Annotated in this window: 17 protein-coding genes and 1 pseudogene; 13 read left to right on the top strand and 5 right to left on the bottom strand. The window is 69.2% G+C overall.

The features are described from left to right. Positions 1-63: 63 nt before the first annotated feature. A complete protein-coding gene (locus L3V18_RS09460) occupies positions 64-1,284 on the top strand; it encodes a cation:proton antiporter (protein ID WP_237054429.1) in 1,221 nt (406 codons plus the stop codon). A gap of 163 nt (positions 1,285-1,447) precedes the next feature. Here the strand turns inward: L3V18_RS09460 and L3V18_RS09455 are convergent, their stop codons facing one another. Next, on the bottom strand, positions 1,448-1,657 hold the full coding sequence (locus L3V18_RS09455; RefSeq protein WP_237054542.1) for a hypothetical protein: 210 nt from the start codon (positions 1,655-1,657) through the stop codon (positions 1,448-1,450). Here L3V18_RS09455 and L3V18_RS19435 point away from each other — a divergent pair. Continuing rightward, positions 1,563-2,246, top strand: a pseudogene (locus L3V18_RS19435) (sodium:solute symporter family transporter); the annotation flags it as partial. The gene L3V18_RS09455 and the pseudogene L3V18_RS19435 overlap by 95 nt on opposite strands. A gap of 103 nt (positions 2,247-2,349) precedes the next feature. After that, on the top strand, positions 2,350-3,063 hold the full coding sequence (locus tag L3V18_RS19245; protein WP_343226325.1) for a sodium:solute symporter family transporter: 714 nt from the start codon (positions 2,350-2,352) through the stop codon (positions 3,061-3,063). Positions 3,064-3,193: 130 nt separating this feature from the next. On the opposite strand, the gene ggpS is transcribed toward L3V18_RS19245, so the two are convergent. Then, a complete protein-coding gene (gene ggpS / locus L3V18_RS09445; RefSeq protein WP_237054428.1) occupies positions 3,194-5,470 on the bottom strand; it encodes a glucosylglycerol-phosphate synthase in 2,277 nt (758 codons plus the stop codon). An 89-nt stretch (positions 5,471-5,559) separates the two neighbouring features. Beyond that, positions 5,560-6,843, bottom strand: coding sequence for an MFS transporter (locus tag L3V18_RS09440; RefSeq protein WP_237054427.1), 1,284 nt, complete (start codon positions 6,841-6,843; stop codon positions 5,560-5,562). A gap of 254 nt (positions 6,844-7,097) precedes the next feature. Here L3V18_RS09440 and L3V18_RS09435 point away from each other — a divergent pair, with 254 nt between their 5' ends. The 10 genes from L3V18_RS09435 to L3V18_RS09390 all read left to right on the top strand — a co-directional run bounded on the left by L3V18_RS09435 (position 7,098) and on the right by L3V18_RS09390 (position 16,489). Next, on the top strand, positions 7,098-7,427 hold the full coding sequence (locus tag L3V18_RS09435) for an FmdB family zinc ribbon protein (protein ID WP_237054426.1): 330 nt from the start codon (positions 7,098-7,100) through the stop codon (positions 7,425-7,427). Between the two features lie 515 nt (positions 7,428-7,942). Continuing rightward, positions 7,943-9,709, top strand: coding sequence for an aspartate--tRNA ligase (aspS, locus tag L3V18_RS09430; protein ID WP_237054425.1), 1,767 nt, complete (start codon positions 7,943-7,945; stop codon positions 9,707-9,709). An 84-nt stretch (positions 9,710-9,793) separates the two neighbouring features. Further along, on the top strand, positions 9,794-9,994 hold the full coding sequence (locus L3V18_RS09425) for a DUF6289 family protein (protein ID WP_237054424.1): 201 nt from the start codon (positions 9,794-9,796) through the stop codon (positions 9,992-9,994). A 245-nt stretch (positions 9,995-10,239) separates the two neighbouring features. Beyond that, on the top strand, positions 10,240-10,797 hold the full coding sequence (locus L3V18_RS09420) for a DUF3016 domain-containing protein (protein WP_237054423.1): 558 nt from the start codon (positions 10,240-10,242) through the stop codon (positions 10,795-10,797). Between the two features lie 252 nt (positions 10,798-11,049). Continuing rightward, positions 11,050-11,688, top strand: a complete 639-nt coding sequence (locus L3V18_RS09415) for an esterase/lipase family protein (RefSeq protein ID WP_237054422.1) — start codon at positions 11,050-11,052, stop codon at positions 11,686-11,688. A 131-nt stretch (positions 11,689-11,819) separates the two neighbouring features. Further along, a complete protein-coding gene (locus L3V18_RS09410; RefSeq protein ID WP_237054421.1) occupies positions 11,820-12,560 on the top strand; it encodes a YebC/PmpR family DNA-binding transcriptional regulator in 741 nt (246 codons plus the stop codon). Between the two features lie 92 nt (positions 12,561-12,652). Then, the gene (gene ruvC / locus L3V18_RS09405; RefSeq protein WP_237054420.1) at positions 12,653-13,231 is read left to right on the top strand and encodes a crossover junction endodeoxyribonuclease RuvC; all 579 of its coding nucleotides are present in this window, start codon (positions 12,653-12,655) and stop codon (positions 13,229-13,231) included. A 109-nt stretch (positions 13,232-13,340) separates the two neighbouring features. Further along, positions 13,341-13,931: a Holliday junction branch migration protein RuvA gene (gene ruvA / locus L3V18_RS09400; RefSeq protein WP_237054535.1), complete on the top strand. Its 591-nt coding sequence runs from the start codon at positions 13,341-13,343 to the stop codon at positions 13,929-13,931. Between the two features lie 38 nt (positions 13,932-13,969). Beyond that, on the top strand, positions 13,970-15,880 hold the full coding sequence (locus tag L3V18_RS09395) for a potassium transporter Kup (RefSeq protein ID WP_425493499.1): 1,911 nt from the start codon (positions 13,970-13,972) through the stop codon (positions 15,878-15,880). Between the two features lie 153 nt (positions 15,881-16,033). Beyond that, entirely contained in the window at positions 16,034-16,489 is a 456-nt protein-coding gene (locus L3V18_RS09390) for a helix-turn-helix domain-containing protein (RefSeq protein ID WP_237054419.1), read from the top strand. 112 nt (positions 16,490-16,601) lie between these two features. Here L3V18_RS09390 and L3V18_RS09385 read toward each other — a convergent pair whose 3' ends face one another. Together L3V18_RS09385 and L3V18_RS09380 are read right to left on the bottom strand one after the other, a co-directional pair. Further along, complete coding sequence (locus L3V18_RS09385; protein WP_237054418.1) at positions 16,602-17,279, bottom strand: potassium channel family protein; 678 nt, start codon at positions 17,277-17,279, stop codon at positions 16,602-16,604. A 159-nt stretch (positions 17,280-17,438) separates the two neighbouring features. Continuing rightward, positions 17,439-18,770, bottom strand: a complete 1,332-nt coding sequence (locus L3V18_RS09380) for a TrkH family potassium uptake protein (protein ID WP_237054417.1) — start codon at positions 18,768-18,770, stop codon at positions 17,439-17,441. Positions 18,771-18,790: the final 20 nt, after the last annotated feature.

Below are 18,790 nucleotides of genomic sequence, written 5' to 3'. Positions count from 1 at the left end.
GATCACGTTCGGCGGAGATGCTGCGGCGAGCCGACGCCCTCACGCAAGCCTACCGAGGTCCCGATGCGAAACGAACTGATCTACCTGGTGCTGGTCTTCGGTCTGCTGGTGGTGCCGCGCGCGCTGCAGCGGTTCAAGATCCCGGCGCCGCTGACCTGCCTGCTGTTCGGCGTCGGCGCGATGCTGGCCTGGGGCGACCAGTCGCACGATCCGCTGGTCGGCTGGCTGGCGACCCTCGGCATCTCCTCGCTGTTCCTGTTCGCCGGCCTGGAAGTCGACCCCGGCGCGCTGCGCAAGGGCCTGTGGCCGCTGCTGGCGCATCTGGCGATCCGCACCCTGGCGCTGTGCGGCGTGACCTGGCTGGCATGGCGCTACTTCGAACTCGACTGGCGGCCGGCGACCCTGCTCGCGCTGGCGCTGATGACGCCCTCGACCGGCTTCATCCTCGACACCCTGGAGCGGCTGGGCCTGGACGAGGGCGAGCGCTTCTGGGTGACCAGCAAGGCGATCGCCGGCGAGCTGTTCGCGCTGGTCGCGCTGTTCGTGGTGCTGCAGGCCAACGATCCGGTCCACCTCGGGTTGTCGTCGCTGGCGCTGGTGGCGATGATCGTGGGCCTGCCGCTGCTGTTCATCGCGTTCGGCCGCTGGGTGGTGCCGCACGCGCCGGGGTCGGAATTCTCGCTGCTGGTGATGGTCGGCCTGGTCGCGGCGTTCGCGACCGCCAAGCTCGGCGTCTACTACCTGGTCGGCGCGTTCGTCGCCGGCCTGATCGCGCGCCTGCTGCGGATCCGCATGCCGCGGCTGGCATCGAACCAGAACCTGCACGCGGTGCGCCTGTTCGCGACCTTCTTCGTGCCGTTCTACTTCTTCAACGCCGGCACCAAGGTGCCCGAGGGCGCGCTCAGCTGGCACGCGCTGGGCCTGGGCCTGGCACTGACCGCGGTGGTGCTGCCGTTCCGGATCGGCACGGTCTGGCTGCAACGCCGCTTCATGTTCGGCGAGAACCACCGCAGCAGCCTGCGGGTTTCGATCTCGCTGGCGCCGACGCTGATCTTCACCCTGGTGCTGGCGGGCATCCTGCGCGACCGCTTCGCGCTACCCGACGAGCTGTTCGGCGCGCTGCTGCTGTATGCCACGCTGACCACGATCCTGCCGTCGCTGGTCCTGCACACACCGTTCGACGTCGATCCGCTGGACCAGCGCAAGCCGCCCGTGCATCCGGAGGACGCGATCACCGGCGAGCGCCGCGCCAGTCCGTCGAAACGGCCCGAGATCACCGGCTGACCGGTTGACCGGCTGCCGTCGTCCGCTTCGGCGAATCGCCCGGCGGCGGACGACGGCAGCCCCGCATCCGCTGGGCATGGGTTTGACGAAACGCACCGCGTCGTGTTTCGGTAAAAGGCGGTTCGTGCACGGAAGGTGGAATGGGGGCGCTGCACACGCTCGATTACGTCGTCCTGGCGGCATACGTGGTGGTGGTGATCGTGGTCTGCGCGCGGGTGTCGCGACGCAGCCCGGATTCGGACGAGCTGTTCCTGGCCGGCCGTACCCTCGGTGCCGGCGTGGTCGGACTCTCGCTGTTCGCGTCGAACATCTCGTCGACGACCCTGATCGGACTGCCCGGCGCGGCCTGGTCGTCCGGTATCGCGGTCGCCAACTACGAATGGATGGCGGCGCTGGTGCTGCTGTTCTCGGCGCTGTTCGTCGTGCCGGTGCTGCTCGGCAACCGGTTGACCACGATCCCCGAACTGCTGGAGCGGCGTTTCGATCCGCGCCTGCGCAAGTACCTGTCCGCGGTCAGCGTGTTCCTGTCGATCGTGCTCGACACCGCCGGCAGCCTGTACGCCGGTGCGGTGGTGCTGAAGGTGTTCTTCCCGGCGCTGCCGCTGGTCGAGACGATCGTCGCGATCGCGCTGTTCGCCGGCGTCTACACGGCAGCCGGCGGGTTGCGTGCGGTGGTCTACACCGACGTGCTGCAGTCGGTCGTGCTGCTGGCCGGATCGGCGGTGCTGGCAATGCTGGTGTTCGCCGAGTTCGACTACTCGTGGGCGAAGGTCACCGCCGCGGTACCGGCCGACCACCTGTCGTTGATCCGGCCGCTCGACGATCCAGACCTGCCGTGGCTGGGCACCCTGATCGGCCTGCCGATCCTGGGGTTCTTCTACTGGACGATGAACCAGTACGTCAGCCAGCGGCTGCTGGGCGCGCGCAGTGTCGATGCGGCCGGCAAGGGCGCGATCCTCGCCGCGGTGCTGAAGCTGCTGCCGCTGTTGCTGATGGTGCTGCCGGGGGGGGGGGGCCGCGCGCCGCTGCCGGCCCGGCCGCGCCGCGCCGCGGGGGGGGGGGGGGGTGTGGGGGCGGCGGGGCGCGCGCCCCCCCCCGCTGCTGCCGGACCTGCAGCGCGGCGACGAGGTGTTCGCTCGGCTGCTGGCCGAGTACGCGCCGGTCGGGCTGGCCGGGCTGGTGCTGGCCGCGCTGCTGGCGGCGATCATGTCCAGCGTCGACTCCGCATTGAACTCGGCATCGACCCTGATCACGCTCGACTTCATCGAGCCTCATTTAAGCAGGAGGAGCCGGGCGGGGCTCGACACCCGCGCGCTGGCCCGGATCGGCCGTGTCACGACCCTGCTGCTGATGGCGCTGGCCGCGGCGTGGGCGCCGATGATCGACCATTTCCCCGGCCTGTTCGCCTACCTGCAGCAGACCTTCGCCTACGTCACCCCGCCGCTGGTGGCGGTGTTCGTGCTCGGCCTGTGGTGGAAGCGGCTCGCCGCCGGCCCGGCGCTGCGGGCGCTGGTCACCGGACACGCAATCAGCGCGGCCTGGTTCGTCGCCACCCAGCTCGGCTGGCTGCACGTGCATTTCACCATCGTCGCCGGCGTACTGCTGGCGCTGACCCTGCTGGCCGCGGTGCTGTGGCAGGCGGCGAGCACCGCAAGGCCGCGGGCCGGCCAGCTCGACGTCGTCGACGTGTCGAAGGCGCCGCGGGTACCGCTTGCGGTTCGCCGGGGCGTCGCCCTCGTCGTGGTGCTGACGGCGGTTCTGGTGCTGGCGTTCTGGTGAACTGACAACATCGTAGCCCGGGCAAGGCCCATGCCGATGAAGGCGTGGGCCTTGCCGGGGAGCCGTCGCGCCGCCGCAAGGCCCCGGGTGCGCTCCGCTTACCCGGGCTGCGCGCGTGCCGCGCGATCAATCAGTCCCGCTCCAGCTCGTACACGTGCCGGCGCAGGCCGCTGCCTGCGGCTTCGACCGCCTCCAGGAACTCGCGGCCCCAGCGCTCGACGTCGTAGCGCTCGACGATGTCGAACAACTGGCGCTGACGCGACTCGGCCTCGTCGGCCGGCATCGCCAGCGCATGCTGCAGGCCGAGCATCAGGTCGGCGGGGTCGTGCGGGTTGGTCAGCACCGCGCCCTTGAGCTCGGCCGCGGCGCCGGCGAACTCCGAAAGCACCAGGATTCCAGCGCTGTCCTCCACGCCATGCGCGGCGATGAACTCCTTCGAGACCAGGTTGAGGCCATCGCGCAGCGGCGTGATCCACATCACGTCGGCCGCGGCGTAGTGGGCGACGACCTGCTCGAACGGCAGGCCGCGGGCGAAGAAGCGCACCGGTGTCCAGTCCAGTTGCGCGTGACGGCCGTTGATGCGGCCGACCGCCTGTTCGATCTGGGTCTGCAACTGGCGATAGACGGTCATCTCCTGCGCCGCCGGCACGCAGACCATCAGCAGGGTCACGGTGCCGCGCAGGTCCGGGCGGTCCTCCAGCAGGCGCTCGAACGCCAGCAGCTTCTCCAGTGTGCCTTTGGTGTAGTCCAGGCGCTCGATCGACAGCACCAGCTTGCGGCCGCGGAATTCCTCGCGGATCCGGTCGATGCGTTCGCGCACGTCCTCGCGCGCGAGCACGCCGCGGATGCGGCCCATGTCGGTGCCGATCGGATGGGCGCCGAGCGCGATCTGGCGATCGCCGACCCGGATCGCGGTGGTCATGCGGTCCAGGCCGACCGCGCAACCGTAGGTCAGGAAGCGCGGTGCACAGCTTTCGCGCGAGACGGTTTCGATCGGCATCGCCCCGCGCACCACGTCGACGAAGTTCTCCACCTGGCGCGGGATGTGGAAGCCGATGTAGTCGCACTGCAGCAGGCTGCCGAGGATGTCGCGGCGCCACGGCACCACGTTGAACACGTCGGCCGACGGGAAGTAGGTGTGGTGGAAGAACGCGATCTTCAGGTCCGGGCGCATCTCGCGCAGGAACGCCGGCACCATCCACAGATTGTAGTCGTGCAGCCACACGGTCGCGCCGTGCGCGGACTCGGCGGCGGCGGCCTCGGCGAACTTGCGGTTGACCTTGAGGAAGGTCTTCCAGTCCTCCTCGCGGAAGCGCGCGCGCTCCCAGAACGTATGCAGCATCGGCCAGAACGCTTCCTTCGAGAAGCGCTTGTAGAACGCGTCGACCTCGGATTTCGCCAGCCGCACGCGGGCGGCGGTGAGGTTGGGATAGAGCTCGGTGTCGACCGTGGTGTGGGTCTCGAACGGCAGGCCGGACTTCGGGTCGTCGATGCTCCAGGCCACCCACGAACCCTTGCGGCCGCCGGAGAAGAAGCCCAGCAAGCTGGGGATGATGCCGTTCGGCGAACGCGGCTGACGACGCTTGAGCCGGCCGTCCTCGACGTACTCCTCGTACGGCAGCCGGTGGTAGACCATCACCAGCTCCGACTTGCCGAACTTCAGCGAGGCCGGCGTGCTCAGCTGCAGTTCCTCTTCCGGCAGCAGCTTGAAATGGCGGATCGCCTCGAGGATGCCGCCGCAACCCGGCGCCTTCGCATGCATCACGTTGGCCAGCTGGCGGGTCGCACGGGTCAGTGCGCGCTCCGATTCGCCGACCGCCACGCCCTGGAACCCGGCGGTGAACATCGACAGGTCGTTGAGGGTGTCGCCGGCGACCAGCACCCGCGCATGCGGAATGCCGAGCTGACCGGCCAGCGCGGCCAGGGTGCGGCCCTTGTCGGTGTCCGGCGGCAGGATGTCGAGATAGCGGTCGGCCGAGTACAGCACCGAGCAGCCGACAGTGGCGGCGGCGGCCTCGACGTCGTCGCGGATCCGCTTCAGCGCCTTGGGGTCGCAGAAGTACGAACAGCGGCGCTCCTGCGGCACGTCCTGGCGGACGAGGCCGGGAAAGTCGTCGATCAGATCGGCGACCGCGTGTTCGCCCGGCCAGCGGGCGTCGATGCCGGCCTGCAGCGGCTGCACCGGCTGCAGGCTGTGGCCGTCGACGACGGTCGCGCCGACGTCGCAGATCACGTAGTCCGGGCGCGGCAGGGTCGGGTCCGACAGCAGCGGCATCACCGCCTCCAGGCCCCGGCCGGTGACGAACACCAGGCGGATCTCGGGGTGGCGGTCGACCAGCCGGTACAGGTGCTGGCGGTGCTCGGCGTTGCCGGCCAGGAAGGTGCCGTCGAGGTCGGTGGCCAGCATCAGCTTCGGCAGCCGGCCGGAGGTCTGCGCACCCTCGGGCGGGATGGAAGAAAGCGCTTGGGTTTCTGCGGTTTGTCTTGTTTCCTGGGTCAACGGTTTTCCTTGGTGGGGGTGATGTGCGGGGATTGGCGCACGGCGTCACCTTCGTTCTCGGTCTGCACGTCGGGCAGCAGCTCGAAGGCGGACGGCGTCGTGCGCAACATTGCATGGAAGGTGGCAGGGCTCTCGAGGTCGCGCCGGCGCAGCAGGCGGCGGCCGCCGGCGATCAGCGCGGTCAGCCCGAGTATCGCGGCGAAGAATCCCGGCAGCGCCTCCGGTCCGAAGCGGGTCATCGCGGCGCCCGCGATCGCCGGCCCGATCGCCGAACCGACGCCGTTGAGCAGCAGCAGGCTGCTACCCGCCGACAGGGTGTCTTCCGGCGGCAGGTGGTCGAGCAGGTGGGCCATGCAGATCGGGTAGATCGCGAAGGCCAGCCCTCCGAACAGGAAGAACAGCCCGTACAGCATCGGCCCCGAGCCGCCGGCCGGCAGCGTCATCGCGACCGAAACGCCGGCCGCCAACGCGCAGATCGCCGCGAGCGTGGTACGGCGGTCGCCGCCGTCGGAAAGGCGGCCGATCGGCCATTGCAGGGCCGCGCCGCCGATGATGGTCATGCTCATCAGCAGGGCCACGCCCTGGAGGTCGAGCCCGATCCGGGTCGCATAGACCGCGGCCAGACCCCAGAAGCCGCCCATCGCCAGCCCGGCCAGCAGCGCGCCGATGGTGGCGGCCGGGGCGGCTTCGAACAGGGCTTTCAATGCCAGCCGCGGCATCGCCGGCAGCTCCGGCTGGATCATCCGGCTCGCGGTCACCGGCAGCGCCGCCAGGCAGACCAGGACCGCGACCAGGCTGAACGGCACGAAGCCGGCCGGCGGGGATATCCCGACCAACCACTGTCCTGCGGCCAGCGCGAGCAGGTTCACCGCCATGTAGATCGCGAACACCTGGCTGCGCTGGGTCGGTGGCGCCTGCACGTTCAGCCAGCTCTCGATCACCGTGTAGAGGCCGACCAGCGCGATCCCGGTCAGCAGCCGCAGCAGGCCCCATGCCCACGGCGTCACGAAGATCGCGTGCAGCAGCACCGTCGCCGCGCTCAGCGCCGCGTAGAACGCGAACGCGCGGATGTGGCCGATCCGCTGGATCAGCCCCGGCGCGGCGTAGGTGCCGAGGAAGAAACCGACGAAATAGGCCGACATCACCAGGCCCAGGGTCTGGTCGTCGAAGCCCTCGATCCGCCCACGCACCGCCAGCAGCGTGCCCAGCAGGCCGCTGCCCATCAGCAGCAAGGCCACGCCTGCGAGCAGCGCGGCCAGGGGGCGGACGGTCGCGATCATGGTCCGGTGGTTCCGATCTGATACCTCTGATCCGGTTCTTTCGGACAAGCCCGGTATCCTAACAGATTGAAAAATCAGCAATATTGATCGCGTTCATGAAGGGCGGGCGTCCGCGACACGTCGTCCGCCGTGTCGGCGACACTCATCGGCGCCTTGAAAGCTCCCCATCCGCCCCCAAAAATCGCGCCGGGCGCGGCCGCCCGGCCCCGCCCCAGCCGCTCCATCAGGCCCTTCCACCGGTAGTCCGACCCGCCATGCCGATCTATGCCTTCGAATGCGCCGCCTGCGGCCACAGCTTCGACCGCCTGCAGAAGCTCTCCGATGCCGATCCCAGCCAATGCCCGGCCTGCGGCGACGCCGGCGTGCGGCGCCAGCTGACCGCGCCGCAGTTCCGCCTGGCCGGTGGAGGCTGGTACGAGACCGATTTCAAGAAGGACGGCGACAGGAAGCGCAACCTGGCCGGCGATGCCGGGGCGTCGAAGCCAGCGGAGTCGAAGCCCGCGGAATCGAAACCCGCGGAATCGAAACCCACCGAGTCCAGGCCGACTGCTCCCGCCAAGACCGAAGCGAAGGCGGGCGGGTAGGCTTGCCTGCTTTCGAGCGGGTGCGTTGCTGGCTCCGGATGGAGCGGCGCCCGAAGCGGGTATTGCTCCCCGGCTTGGTCGGACATCCTGCCTGACTCGCCGACGCCGCCCATCCCTGGGCCGCTATCCGCAATACCCGCTCCTGACGCCGCACGGGCGCCTGTTGTTCCCCACTTCGTGAGATTGCGACCCGCCTTTCGTTCCGAAGTCATGGAAATGACGCGCCGACGCGATGTCCTGCCCGGGTATTGCGTACAGCCGGCCATGGGTGAGCTCGGGCTGTTTGCGCAGCACTGCTGTGCAGCCCGTGCGAACGCCCGGCGCGCTACACCGGGCCGGACCGCGTAGCGGGCCGGCGGCGGCGAGCCGGGCCATGGATGGATACGACCGAGCCGGGGAGCAATACCCGGACAGGGCGCCGTTCAAATCCGAAGCCGAAAAAACACCCACGTGGGCCGTGCCGTTAAACTACCCGGCTTTCCGCGTCCCAATTGCGGCCCATGTCCGGAGTCTCCATGCGTACCCACTTCTGCGGCCTGATCGACGAATCGCTGATCGGCCAGACCGTCACCCTGTGCGGCTGGGCCGACGTTGCCCGCGACCTCGGCGGCCTGTGCTTCATCGACCTGCGCGACCACGAGGGCATCGTCCAGGTCGTCGCCGAGCCGGAGCAGGGCGTGGAAGGCAATGCCGAGGTCATCGCGACCGCCGCCAAGGTCGGTTACGAGGACTGCCTGCACGTGACCGGCGAGGTGCGCCGCCGCGAATCGCCGAATGCGAAGATCAAGACAGGCCAGGTCGAGGTCGTCGCGCGCCGCATCGAGGTGCTCAACAAGGCCGAGCCGCTGCCGTTTCACGCCCATGAGAACCCGGGCGAGGACATCCGCCTGCAGTACCGCTACCTCGACCTGCGCACTCCGGAGATGCAGCGCAAGATGCGCACCCGCACGAAGCTCGTCCAGGCACTGCGGCGCTGGCTCGACGCGCGCGGTTTCCAGGACATCGAAACCCCGATCCTGACCAAGGCCACGCCCGAGGGCGCGCGCGACTTCCTGGTCCCGGCGCGCATGCACCCGGGCGAGTTCTACGCGCTGCCGCAGTCGCCGCAGCTGTTCAAGCAGATCCTGATGGTGGCCGGCTTCGACCGCTACTACCAGATCGCGCGCTGCTTCCGCGACGAGGCGCTGCGTGCCGATCGCCAGCTCGAGTTCACCCAGCTCGACATGGAGTTCGCCTGGGTCTCCGAACGCGACGTGCAGGACACCACCGAGGCGATGATCCGCGAGGTGTTCAAGGAGGTCATCGACGTCGATCTCGGCGAATTCCCGCGCATGACGTATGCAGAAGCGATGCGCCGCTACGGCTCGGACAAGCCCGACCTGCGCATCGCGCTGGAACTGGTCGATGTCGACGCGCAGGTGAAAGGTTCGGAGTTCAAGGTGTTCACCGACTGGGCCGGTGTCGACGGCGGACGCGTCTGCGCGCTGTGCGTGCCGGGTGGCGCGACGCTGAGCCGCAAGCAGATCGACGAGTACGCCGCCCACGCCGCCAAGTACGGTGCGCGCGGGCTGGCCTACATCAAACTGTCGGAAACCGGCGAAGTGTCGTCGCCGATCGCCAAGTTCTTCGGCGATGAACAGTTCGCCGCGCTGGTCGCACACGTCGGAGCAGGCAACGGCGACATCGTGTTCTTCGGTGCCGGCCAGTACGCGACCGTCAGCGACTTCATGGGCGCGCTGAGGCTGAAGGCCGGCAAGGACTTCGGCCTGGTCGAGGCCGGCTGGAAGCCGCTGTGGGTCACCGATTTCCCGATGTTCGAATGGGACGCCGAGGAAGGCCGCTACGTCGCCCTGCACCATCCGTTCACCGCGCCGGCGGTGGACGACGTCGACGGACTGCGCGCGAACGCGCGAACCGCGGTCAGCCGCGGCTACGACATGGTGCTCAACGGCAACGAGATCGGCGGCGGTTCGATCCGCATCCATCGCACCGCGATGCAGTCGGCGGTGTTCGAGCTGCTCGGCATCGGCGCGGAAGAGGCGCAGGCCAAGTTCGGCTTCCTGCTCGACGCGCTGAGGTACGGTGCACCGCCGCACGGCGGCATCGCGTTCGGCATCGACCGCATCGCCGCGCTGATGGCCGGCACCGAGTCGATCCGCGACGTGATCGCCTTCCCCAAGACCACCACCGCGCAGTGCCTGATGACCGGCGCGCCGTCGCCGATCCCGGATGCGCAGCTGGCCGAGGTGCATGTCGCGGTGAGGCCGAAGACAGCAGGCTGAAGCGGCTGCCGCACGACCGCGGTGCGCGGCCGATGTCATGTTCGTCGCTGCACTCTGCGAGCCGTCCGATGTTCGGTTACGGGGATGCAGGCATGCGCGACCGCGCTGGCCGGCAACGCACTGGCCCGGTACCCGATACTGGGCGAGGAGTGGGGCGAGAGGACCTGCTACGACAGCAACGGCAAAGCGATCGGCGGCATGCGGATCGAGTGCGACGGCTACGTGGCCACCCGGGGAACGACCAGTGGCCGCCCCGGGCCGATGATGATCTACCCCTGCCATTGATCGGTTGCTGCAATTGATCCGGGTGCCATCGCAGCGGATCGGGTGGACGGGTGCCCCTGCGGCCGCCCGTCCGTCCTCGCGGATCAACACGATCGGGCCGGCACCACGCTTGATCGCGTGCAGGGCCAGCTGAACGGATCCGTTCCGTGAACGCGACGCTTCGGCGCTTGTCGAACGTATAGGCACAATGAGCGGGCAGCGACCCGCGGCATTGATCCAAGCGCAACGACCCCGGAGCCATCGAGATGAATCTGCACACCCTTTTCCGCACCGCCGCCGTGACGGTCCTGCTGCTCGCGGGCTCCCAGGCCGCCGCGCGGACCGTGACCGACCCGGACCGCCCGCGCCAGTTGGAGAACGGGCATCCGGTGAGCGTGAGCTGGGACGATCCCGCCGGTTTCACCGAGCTCCGCTACAGCGGCAATCGCTGGGAGGCCAAGCAGGGCAACTGGGTCGTCGAGCTGGCCGAGTACCTCCGCGAGCGCGTCGGCAAGGCGTTGCCGGCGGGCCAGCGGGTCGACATCCGCATCACCAACATCGACCGTGCCGGCGACTACGAGCCCGGTCGCGGGATGAACGCCGACCGTATCCGCGTGATGCGCGACATCTATCCGCCTCGGCTCTGGCTGAGCTTTACCCGCTACGACGCCGACGACCGGGTGATTGGCCAGGGCGAACCCAGGCTGGCCGATCTCGGCTACCTGCAGCGGACCAGTCGCCACTTCAACAGCGATCCGCTGGCCCACGAGAAGCGGCTGGTCGACGACTGGGTCGCCCGCGAGTTCGGCCGCGCCGGTCGCTGAACGCAACGGACGGGACTTCGTGACGCGGCGGGGCGCGGGCGACGCTCCGTCCGGTCTGTCACGCGCGACGGCCGCTCCGTCGATCCGTCGTCCGCCGATCCGTCCGGCGACGATCGGCGCGGGTGAGGCGGGCCTTCGCGGCCGCGTGGCCGCCCGGGTGTCGTCCTGGTCTGCCCTGGCCGGTACGCGTGAGCGCCGGCTGCGGCCGCCGGGCATTGTCGTCATGGCGGTCCGTGCCCGACACTGCCCCGCATGAGCCCAGTCGATCCGTCCGTCCCGCGCGTGCTGCTGCTGCACGGCATCTGGAACGCGAAATCCTGGATGGCACCGCTGGCGCGGCGATTGCGCGGGCACGGCTTTCGGGTCGAGGTGTTCGGTTACCCCAGCATCTTCGGTGGCCCGGAGCCCGCCATCGAAGCGCTGATCGAACGGCTGAAGGGCGGCCCTCCCGTGCATCTGGTCGGGCACAGCCTCGGCGGCATGGTCGGCATGGAGGCGTTGCGGCGCGAGCCGGACCTGCCGGTCGTGCGGATGGTCTGCCTGGGATCGCCGCTGTGCGGCAGCGTGGCCGCGCGCACCCTGGGGCGGCGCACGTGGACGGGCCTGGTGCTCGGCCGCAGCGGGCGGCTGCTGCAGCAGGGCTGTCCGCCGTGGCAGGGCGGGCCTCCGGTGGGCATGGTCGCCGGCAACGTCGCGCGCGGCATGGGCCGCCTGCTGACCCGCTTCGAGGGCGAGTCCGACGGCACGGTGGCACTGGCCGAGACCCACCTGCCGGGCCTGGCCGACCACTGCGTGGTGTCGGCCAGCCATACCGGGCTGGCGTTCTCGGCGGACGCGGCCCGCCAGGCCGCCCATTTCCTGCGCAACGGGCGGTTCCTGCACGACGCCTGAGGCTTGCCTATAATTGCGCGCCGCAGCAAAGCCCATCCGGGCCGGCCCGTCGCGGGCCTCCGGACGGCGCACCTCTCCTTTTTACAGGGCGAGCCATCAGGCAAGCCACCAGGCAGGCGATCCAGGACACCATGGCCGGTCATTCCAAATGGGCCAACATCCAGCACCGCAAGGGCGCCCAGGACGCCAAGCGCGGCAAGATGTTCACCAAGATCATCCGCGAGATCTCCGTCGCCGCGCGTGCCGGCGGCGGCGATCCTTCCAACAATCCGCGCCTGCGCACCGCGATCGACAAGGCGCTGGGCGCGAACATGAGCAAGGACGTGGTCGAGCGCGCGGTCAAGAAGGCGACCGGCGAGCTCGAGGGCGTCAATTACGAGGAGATCCGCTACGAGGGCTATGCGCCGGGCGGGGTCGCGGTGATCGTCGACTGCCTGACAGACAACAAGGTCCGAACCGTCGCCGACGTGCGCCACGCGTTCGGCAAGTTCGGTGGCAATCTCGGCACCGACGGCTCGGTCGCGTTCATGTTCCGCAAGCTCGGCGTGCTCAGTTTCGCCCCCGGTTCGGACGAGGATGCGATCACCGAGGCCGCGATCGAGGCCGGCGCCGACGACGTGGTGGTCTATCCCGAAGACGGCTCGATCGACGTGTTGACCTCGCCGGAGGCATTCGACGCGGTCAGTGCGGCGATGATCGCGGCCGGCCTTGAGGCGGCCCAGGCCGAGGTCACCTACCGGGCCGACAACGACGTCGCGGTCGAGGGCGAGACCGCCCAGCAGGTCGCCAGGCTGCTGGACTGGCTGGAGGACCTCGACGACGTGCAGAACGTCTACTCCAACGCCGAGCTGGGTGAGGACGCCTACGCGTAATCCGCGTAGGCTGGACACCGTGACTTGCGTTCATCCAATGCGGGAGGCGGGCGTGGCGCCGCTCGTGGCCCGATCCGGCTGGCGCCGCCGGAATGCCGTCCCGCACGGGGACGCACGCTCCGGTGGCGGACGCTAGCGTGCGCATTTCCTCCCGCATCCTCGGCATCGATCCCGGTTCGCAGCGCACAGGGCTGGGCGTGATCGATGTCGGCGCCGATGGCCGCTGCCGCTACGTGCATGCGGGTGTGCTCAGGCTGCTCGACGCGGAGGACTTCCCGTCCCGGCTCGGGCTGCTGTGCGAAGGGCTGGAGGCCGCGCTCGACGAATGGCGCCCCGACCAGGTCGCGATCGAGACGGTATTCATGGACAAGTCGGCGACCTCGGCGCTGAAGCTCGGCCACGCACGCGGTGCCGCGCTGGCGACGGTGGTCCGGCGGCGCCTGCCGGTCAGCGAATACGCGCCGCGGGTGATCAAGCAGTCGCTGGTCGGGCGTGGTGCGGCCGACAAGCAACAGGTCCAGCACATGGTGCGGCTGCTGCTGAACCTGGGCGATGCGAAGCTGCAGGCCGACGCCGGCGACGCGCTGGCGATCGCGCTGACCCATGCCCACATGAGCGCCACCGCCGGTCGCACCGGCATTGCGGTCAACCAGTTGCGGAGGCGGGGTTGAGCACTTCCGTGTCGCCATCCATCGCGCCCGCAGCGGTCGCGCCGCGATCAACCATGCGGGAGACTGCCGCGTGGCAATCCATCCGCGCCTGCGTCTGGGGGGACAGGCAATGATCGGTCGACTGAAAGGCACCCTGGTGCACAAGCAGCCGCCATGGCTGGTGATCGACGTCCACGGCGTCGGCTACGAGCTGGAGGCGCCGATGAGCACGTTCTACGACCTGCCGGACATCGGCCGCGAGGTCGCGCTGTTCACCCACTACGCGCAGAAGGAGGACAGCGTCTCGCTGTACGGCTTCATGCGCGAGGCCGAGCGGCGCCTGTTCCGCGACGTGCAGAAGGTGTCCGGAATCGGCGCCAGGATCGCGCTTGCGGTACTCTCGGGCGTCAGCGTCGACGAGTTCGCGCGGCTGGTGCAGGCCGGCGACGTGACCGCGCTGACCCGTATCCCCGGGATCGGCAAGAAGACCGCCGAGCGCATGGTCGTCGAGCTGCGCGATCGTGCCGCCGACCTTGTCGGAGGCGGCGTGTCGCTGACGGGCGGCGGGATTCCCGCCGACGCCCAGAGCGAGGCGGTCGTCGCCCTGCAGCAGCTCGGCTACAAGCCGGCCGAGGCCGCGCGCATGGCCAAGGCCGCGACCGAGGCCGGCGACGATGCCGCCACCATCATCCGCAAGGCGCTGAAATCCGCGCTCCGCTGAGCCGGCCGTCGCCCACCACCCTCATCACAGTTCATCCCATGAACGATTCCACGACTCCAGCATCGTCCACGCGGCCGAGCGAAAAGGACAACGGCCTGCGCGGTCTGATGATCGGCGCGATGGCCGTCGTCTTCGGCGACATCGGCACCAGTCCGCTGTACACCCTGAAGGAGGCGTTCTCGCCGCACTACGGCCTGCAGCCCAACCACGACAACGTGCTCGGCCTGTTGTCGCTGGTGTTCTGGTCGCTGATGCTGGTGGTCGCGCTCAAGTACGTGACGGTGATCCTGCGCGCGGACAACGAGGGCGAGGGCGGCATCATGGCGCTGATGGCGCTGGCGCAGCGCAGCCTGTCGAAGGGCTCGCGTTCGGTCTACGTGATCGGCGTGGTCGGCATCTTCGGTGCGGCGCTGTTCTTCAGCGACGGCGTGATCACCCCGGCGATCTCGGTGCTGGCGGCGGTGGAGGGCCTGGAAGTGGTCTCGCCGGACCTCGGCGTGGTGGTGATCCCGGTGACCCTGGTGGTGCTGATCGCGCTGTTCGCGATCCAGCGTCACGACACTGCGCGTGTCGCCCGCCTGGTGTTCGGGCCGATCGCCGGGATCTGGTTCCTGGTGCTGGCGGTGCTGGGCATCGCCGACATCCTGCATGCGCCACAGGTACTGCAGGCGGTCAATCCGCTGTGGGCGGTGCGGTTCTTCGCCGACCATGCCTGGGGCGGCATCTTCATCCTCGGTGCGGTGATCCTGGCGGTCACCGGCGGCGAGGCGATCTACACCGACCTGGGCCGTTTCGGCGCCCGTCCGATCCGCCACGCCTGGTATTTCTTCGTGCTGCCGGCGCTGATGCTGAACTACCTGGGGCAGGGCGCGCTGGTGCTGGAGAACCCGGTCGCCGCGCGCAACCCGTTCTACATGGGCGTGCCGGAATGGGGCTTGATTCCGCTGATCGTGCTGTCGACCGCGGCCACGGTGATGGCCTCGCAGGCGGTGATCACCGGTGGTTTCTCGGTCGCCCAGCAGGCGATGCAGCTGGGCTACATCCCGCGGATGACCGTGCGCCACACCTCCAGCAGCAACATCAGCCAGATCTACATCCCCGGCATCAACTGGACGATGATGGTGATCGTCGTCGGACTGGTGATCGGCTTCGGCAGTTCCTCGGCGCTGGCCAACGCCTACGGCGTGTCGATGTCGATGACGATGCTGATCGACACCGTGCTGCTGGCGGTGGTCGCGCGCGCGCTGTGGCCGCGCTGGCGGGTCTGGGTGCTGCCGTTCTGCCTGGCGCTGCTGTGCATCGACCTGGCCTTCTTCGCCGCCAACTTCGTCAAGATCCCGCAGGGCGGCTGGTTCCCGGTGGCGCTGGGCGTCGTGCTGTTCACGATGCTGCGCACCTGGCGCCGTGGCCGCAAGCTGCTGCGCGCGGAGATCCAGAAGGAGGGCATCGACCTGCGCACCTTCCTGCCCAGCCTGATGCTGGCGCCGCCGGTGCGGGTGCCGGGCACGGCGGTGTTCCTGACCGCCGACAAGAACGTGGTGCCGCACGCGTTCCTGCACAACCTCAAGCACAACAAGGTCCTGCACGAGCAGAACGTGTTCCTGACCGTCGCCACCCTCAACGTGCCGTATTCGCACAAGCGGATGATCGTCGAGCAGATCGGCGACGGCTTCTACAAGGTGCTGTTGCGGTTCGGCTTCATGGAAACCCCGGACGTGCCGCTGGCGCTGATGCAGACCTGCGACGTCTGCGACCTGTCGATGGACCCGATGGACACCACCTACTTCCTCAGCCGCGAAAGCATCGTCGCGGTCGCCCGCCGCGACGGCATGCCGATCTGGCGCGACAAGCTGTTCGCCACCATGCACCGCAACGCGGCCCCCGTCGCCGGCTACTTCCACATCCCCGGCAACCGCCTGGTCGAGCTCGGCACCCAGGTCGAGATCTGAGGGCCGCGGCGGCCCGGTCGGGCGCGCCGTCGCGATCCCCGCCGCGGCGCCGGGGTTCCGATGGGGCTGCGCCACCGATCCATGCGGGCGCGCCAGGGCGGCAGGCGATACCCAGGCCGCGGAGAGCGGCGGCCCGCCACCGTTCGTCAGGCGATGCCGTTCACCGGCGCCAGCCGTGTCCGTGTTTCCAAATGGAAACCGTATGCGCATGTAAAAGGAAACGACAGAGGTTTCCGAGCCGCCGAGAATGCCGCCATGGAGCATTTCGGCATCCGATTCAAGCGCTTCCGGGATGCCCGTGGCTGGTCCCAGGAACAGATCGGCTTCGAGCTGGATGTCACCAAGGCGACGATTTCCAAATGGGAGGCCGGGCTCGCGCAGCCGCGCCTGGAGAACCTGGCCGGGATCCGCCGGCTGGTCGCCGAGGACGGGCTGACCCTGGAGTACCTGATCGAGGGCGTGGCGACGGACGACGCGCATGTCGCCGAGCCCGCGCCCGCGTACCGGCCCGGTGTCGTGCGCAACGCGGACGAGGCCGACCTGCTCGCACGGTTCCGCGGCCTGAAGCCCTCGCAGCGCAAGGGCCTGCTGGCATTGCTGGGCAAATAGGCCTCCCGCGGCAACAGGATCGGAAGCATGCGTTCGCGAGCCGGCTGCGGGCCGGAGCGTGCCGGCCGGCAAGCCGGGGACTGGCGGAGGCGAGCCAGCCGCCGGCCGCGCATCACTCCAGCGCGGCGAACTTCTCGATCAGGCTGGTCGGGCCGGAGATGACCAGGATGTCGCCGGGCTCGATGTAGGTGTCGGCCTGCGCGTAGATGAAGTCGGCGTGCCGGCGCTTGAGGCCTACCACGGTGATGCCGTGCTTCTGGCGCAGGTTCGACTCGCTCAGGGTCTTTTCCAGGGCCTCTTCCGGGGCCTTGGTCTTGGCGATCGCGAAGCCGTCCTCGAACTCCAGGAAGTCCATCATCTTGCCGGTGACCAGGTGGGCGACGCGTTCGCCCATCGCTGCCTCCGGGTGGACCACGTGGCGGGCGCCGGTGCGCTCGAGGATCAGGCCATGGCGGGTGCCGGTGGCCTTCGCCCAGATGTCGCGCACGCCCAGCTCCTCCAGCGCGAGCACGGTCAGCACGCTGGCCTCGATGTCGCTGCCGATGCCGACCACCGCGTGCTGGATGTGGTTCATGCCGAGCTGGCGCAGCGCCTCGGCGTCGGTGGCGTCGGCCTGCACCACGTGGGTCAGGCGGTCGGACCACTTCTGCACGAGCTCGCCGTTGGCGTCGATGCCGAGGACCTCGTGGCCCAGCCGCATCAGGGATTCGGCGACCGCGCCGCCGAACCGGCCCAGGCCGATGACCGCGATGCTGTCGCTCTGGGTGGCGGGTTTGGAACCTGTCTTCATGCTCGGCGTCGTCCGCGTCGGGCACCGTCTGCCCGGGCTGCAGGGAAGAATGGGGAAGTGTATGCCAACGGGCGACGCAGCGATGGCGCCGCGGCACGGGCGAGCGGGCCCGGCCCCTTGCGTGGCGGCGCGGTTCCTGCCGGGCGGGAGCGCAGGGCCTCAGCCAACGATCGGGCGCTCCTCCGGGTAGCGGTACAGACGGCGGCGTGCGCGCAGCGCCAGGCCGGTGGCCAGGGTCACCGAGCCGACGCGGCCTACGTACATCAACACGATGACGATGCCCTGCGCGACCGGTGGCAGTTCGCCGGTGATGCCGGTGGACAGGCCGACGGTGGAGATGGCGGACACCGCCTCGAAGATCACGTCGTGCAGCGCGAAGTCGGTCACGCTCATCAGCGCCAGCGTGCCGAACGACAGCACGGTCATCGCCATCAGCACCACGGTCAGCGCCATCCGAAGGGTCTCGTTGGGGATGCGGCGGCCGAACGCGATGGTGTCGGGCTCGTTGCGGATCTCCGACCACACCGCGAAGCCGAGCAGGAAGAAGGTGGTCAGCTTGATCCCGCCGGCGGTGCTCGCGCTGCCGCCGCCGATGAACATCATCGCCCAGGTCGCGGCCTGGCTCTCCAGCGTCATCGCGCCGGTGTCGATCGAGTTGAAGCCGGCGGTGCGCGCGGTGATCGCGCCGAACATCACGCTCAGCAGCTTGCCGTGCAGGGTCATCGGGGCGAGCGTGTCCGGGTTGCGCCATTCGTACAGCGCCAGCACCACCGCGCCCGCGAGCGCCAGCACCAGGCTGCCGAGCAGGGTGATCTTGGTGTGCACCGACCAGCGCCGGTAATTGAACAGCTTCTGCCGCAGCTCGTAGAGCACCGGGAAACCGAGTCCGCCCAGCACCACCGCCAGGCTGATCGAGATCATGATCCAGGCATCGCTGGCAAAGCCCATCAGGCTGTTGGACCATAGCGCGAAGCCTGCGTTGTTGAACGCCGAGATCGCGTGGAACACGCCCTCCCACAGCGCCATGCCCCAGGAGTAGTCGTAGCTCAGGTGCAGCCGCAGGGCCAGCACCAGCGCCGCGCTCGCCTCGACGATGAAGGTCGTCAGCAGCACGATCCTCACCACGCCGCCGACATTGCCCAGCCCCAGCCGGGTCTCGGCCTGGGCGGCGACGCGGGTGCCGAGGTTCAGGCGTCCGGCGACCAGCATGCCCATCAGGGTCGCGCCGGCCATGATGCCGAAGCCGCCGACCTGGAACAGGCCCATGATCACCACCTGGCCGAAGGTCGACCAGTAGGTCGGCGTGTCGACCACCACCAGCCCGGTCACGCAGACCGCCGATGTCGCGGTGAACAGCGCGGTCAGCCAGGGCGCCGACTGTCCGCTGGCCGAGGCGGCCGGCAGCATCAGCAATCCGGTGCCGATCAGGATGATCGTGAGGAAGGCCAGCGGAATCAGGCGGGCGGGATGTCGTAGGCCTTGTCGCTGCACGGTGGATGTCCGGGCCGGCG

Source organism: Marilutibacter chinensis (assembly GCF_021725675.1).
In the GTDB taxonomy this organism is placed as follows: Bacteria; Pseudomonadota; Gammaproteobacteria; order Xanthomonadales; family Xanthomonadaceae; genus Marilutibacter; species Marilutibacter chinensis.
Note: the sequence above shows the minus strand (reverse complement) of the source record. Positions and strands in the feature narration are given on the sequence as shown.

Coding starts and splice junctions, on each gene's coding strand:
- L3V18_RS09460 (WP_237054429.1), top strand. CDS start 64: ATGCGAAACGAACTGATCTACCTGGTGCTGGTCTTCGGTCTGCTGGTG.
- ggpS (WP_237054428.1), bottom strand. CDS start 5,470: ATGCTGGCCACCGACCTCGACGGCACCTTCCTGGCCGGCAACGCCGAG.
- L3V18_RS09440 (WP_237054427.1), bottom strand. CDS start 6,843: ATGATCGCGACCGTCCGCCCCCTGGCCGCGCTGCTCGCAGGCGTGGCC.
- L3V18_RS09435 (WP_237054426.1), top strand. CDS start 7,098: ATGCCGATCTATGCCTTCGAATGCGCCGCCTGCGGCCACAGCTTCGAC.
- aspS (WP_237054425.1), top strand. CDS start 7,943: ATGCGTACCCACTTCTGCGGCCTGATCGACGAATCGCTGATCGGCCAG.
- L3V18_RS09425 (WP_237054424.1), top strand. CDS start 9,794: ATGCAGGCATGCGCGACCGCGCTGGCCGGCAACGCACTGGCCCGGTAC.
- L3V18_RS09420 (WP_237054423.1), top strand. CDS start 10,240: ATGAATCTGCACACCCTTTTCCGCACCGCCGCCGTGACGGTCCTGCTG.
- L3V18_RS09415 (WP_237054422.1), top strand. CDS start 11,050: ATGAGCCCAGTCGATCCGTCCGTCCCGCGCGTGCTGCTGCTGCACGGC.
- L3V18_RS09410 (WP_237054421.1), top strand. CDS start 11,820: ATGGCCGGTCATTCCAAATGGGCCAACATCCAGCACCGCAAGGGCGCC.
- ruvC (WP_237054420.1), top strand. CDS start 12,653: ATGCCGTCCCGCACGGGGACGCACGCTCCGGTGGCGGACGCTAGCGTG.
- ruvA (WP_237054535.1), top strand. CDS start 13,341: ATGATCGGTCGACTGAAAGGCACCCTGGTGCACAAGCAGCCGCCATGG.
- L3V18_RS09395 (WP_425493499.1), top strand. CDS start 13,970: ATGAACGATTCCACGACTCCAGCATCGTCCACGCGGCCGAGCGAAAAG.
- L3V18_RS09390 (WP_237054419.1), top strand. CDS start 16,034: ATGCCGTTCACCGGCGCCAGCCGTGTCCGTGTTTCCAAATGGAAACCG.
- L3V18_RS09385 (WP_237054418.1), bottom strand. CDS start 17,279: ATGAAGACAGGTTCCAAACCCGCCACCCAGAGCGACAGCATCGCGGTC.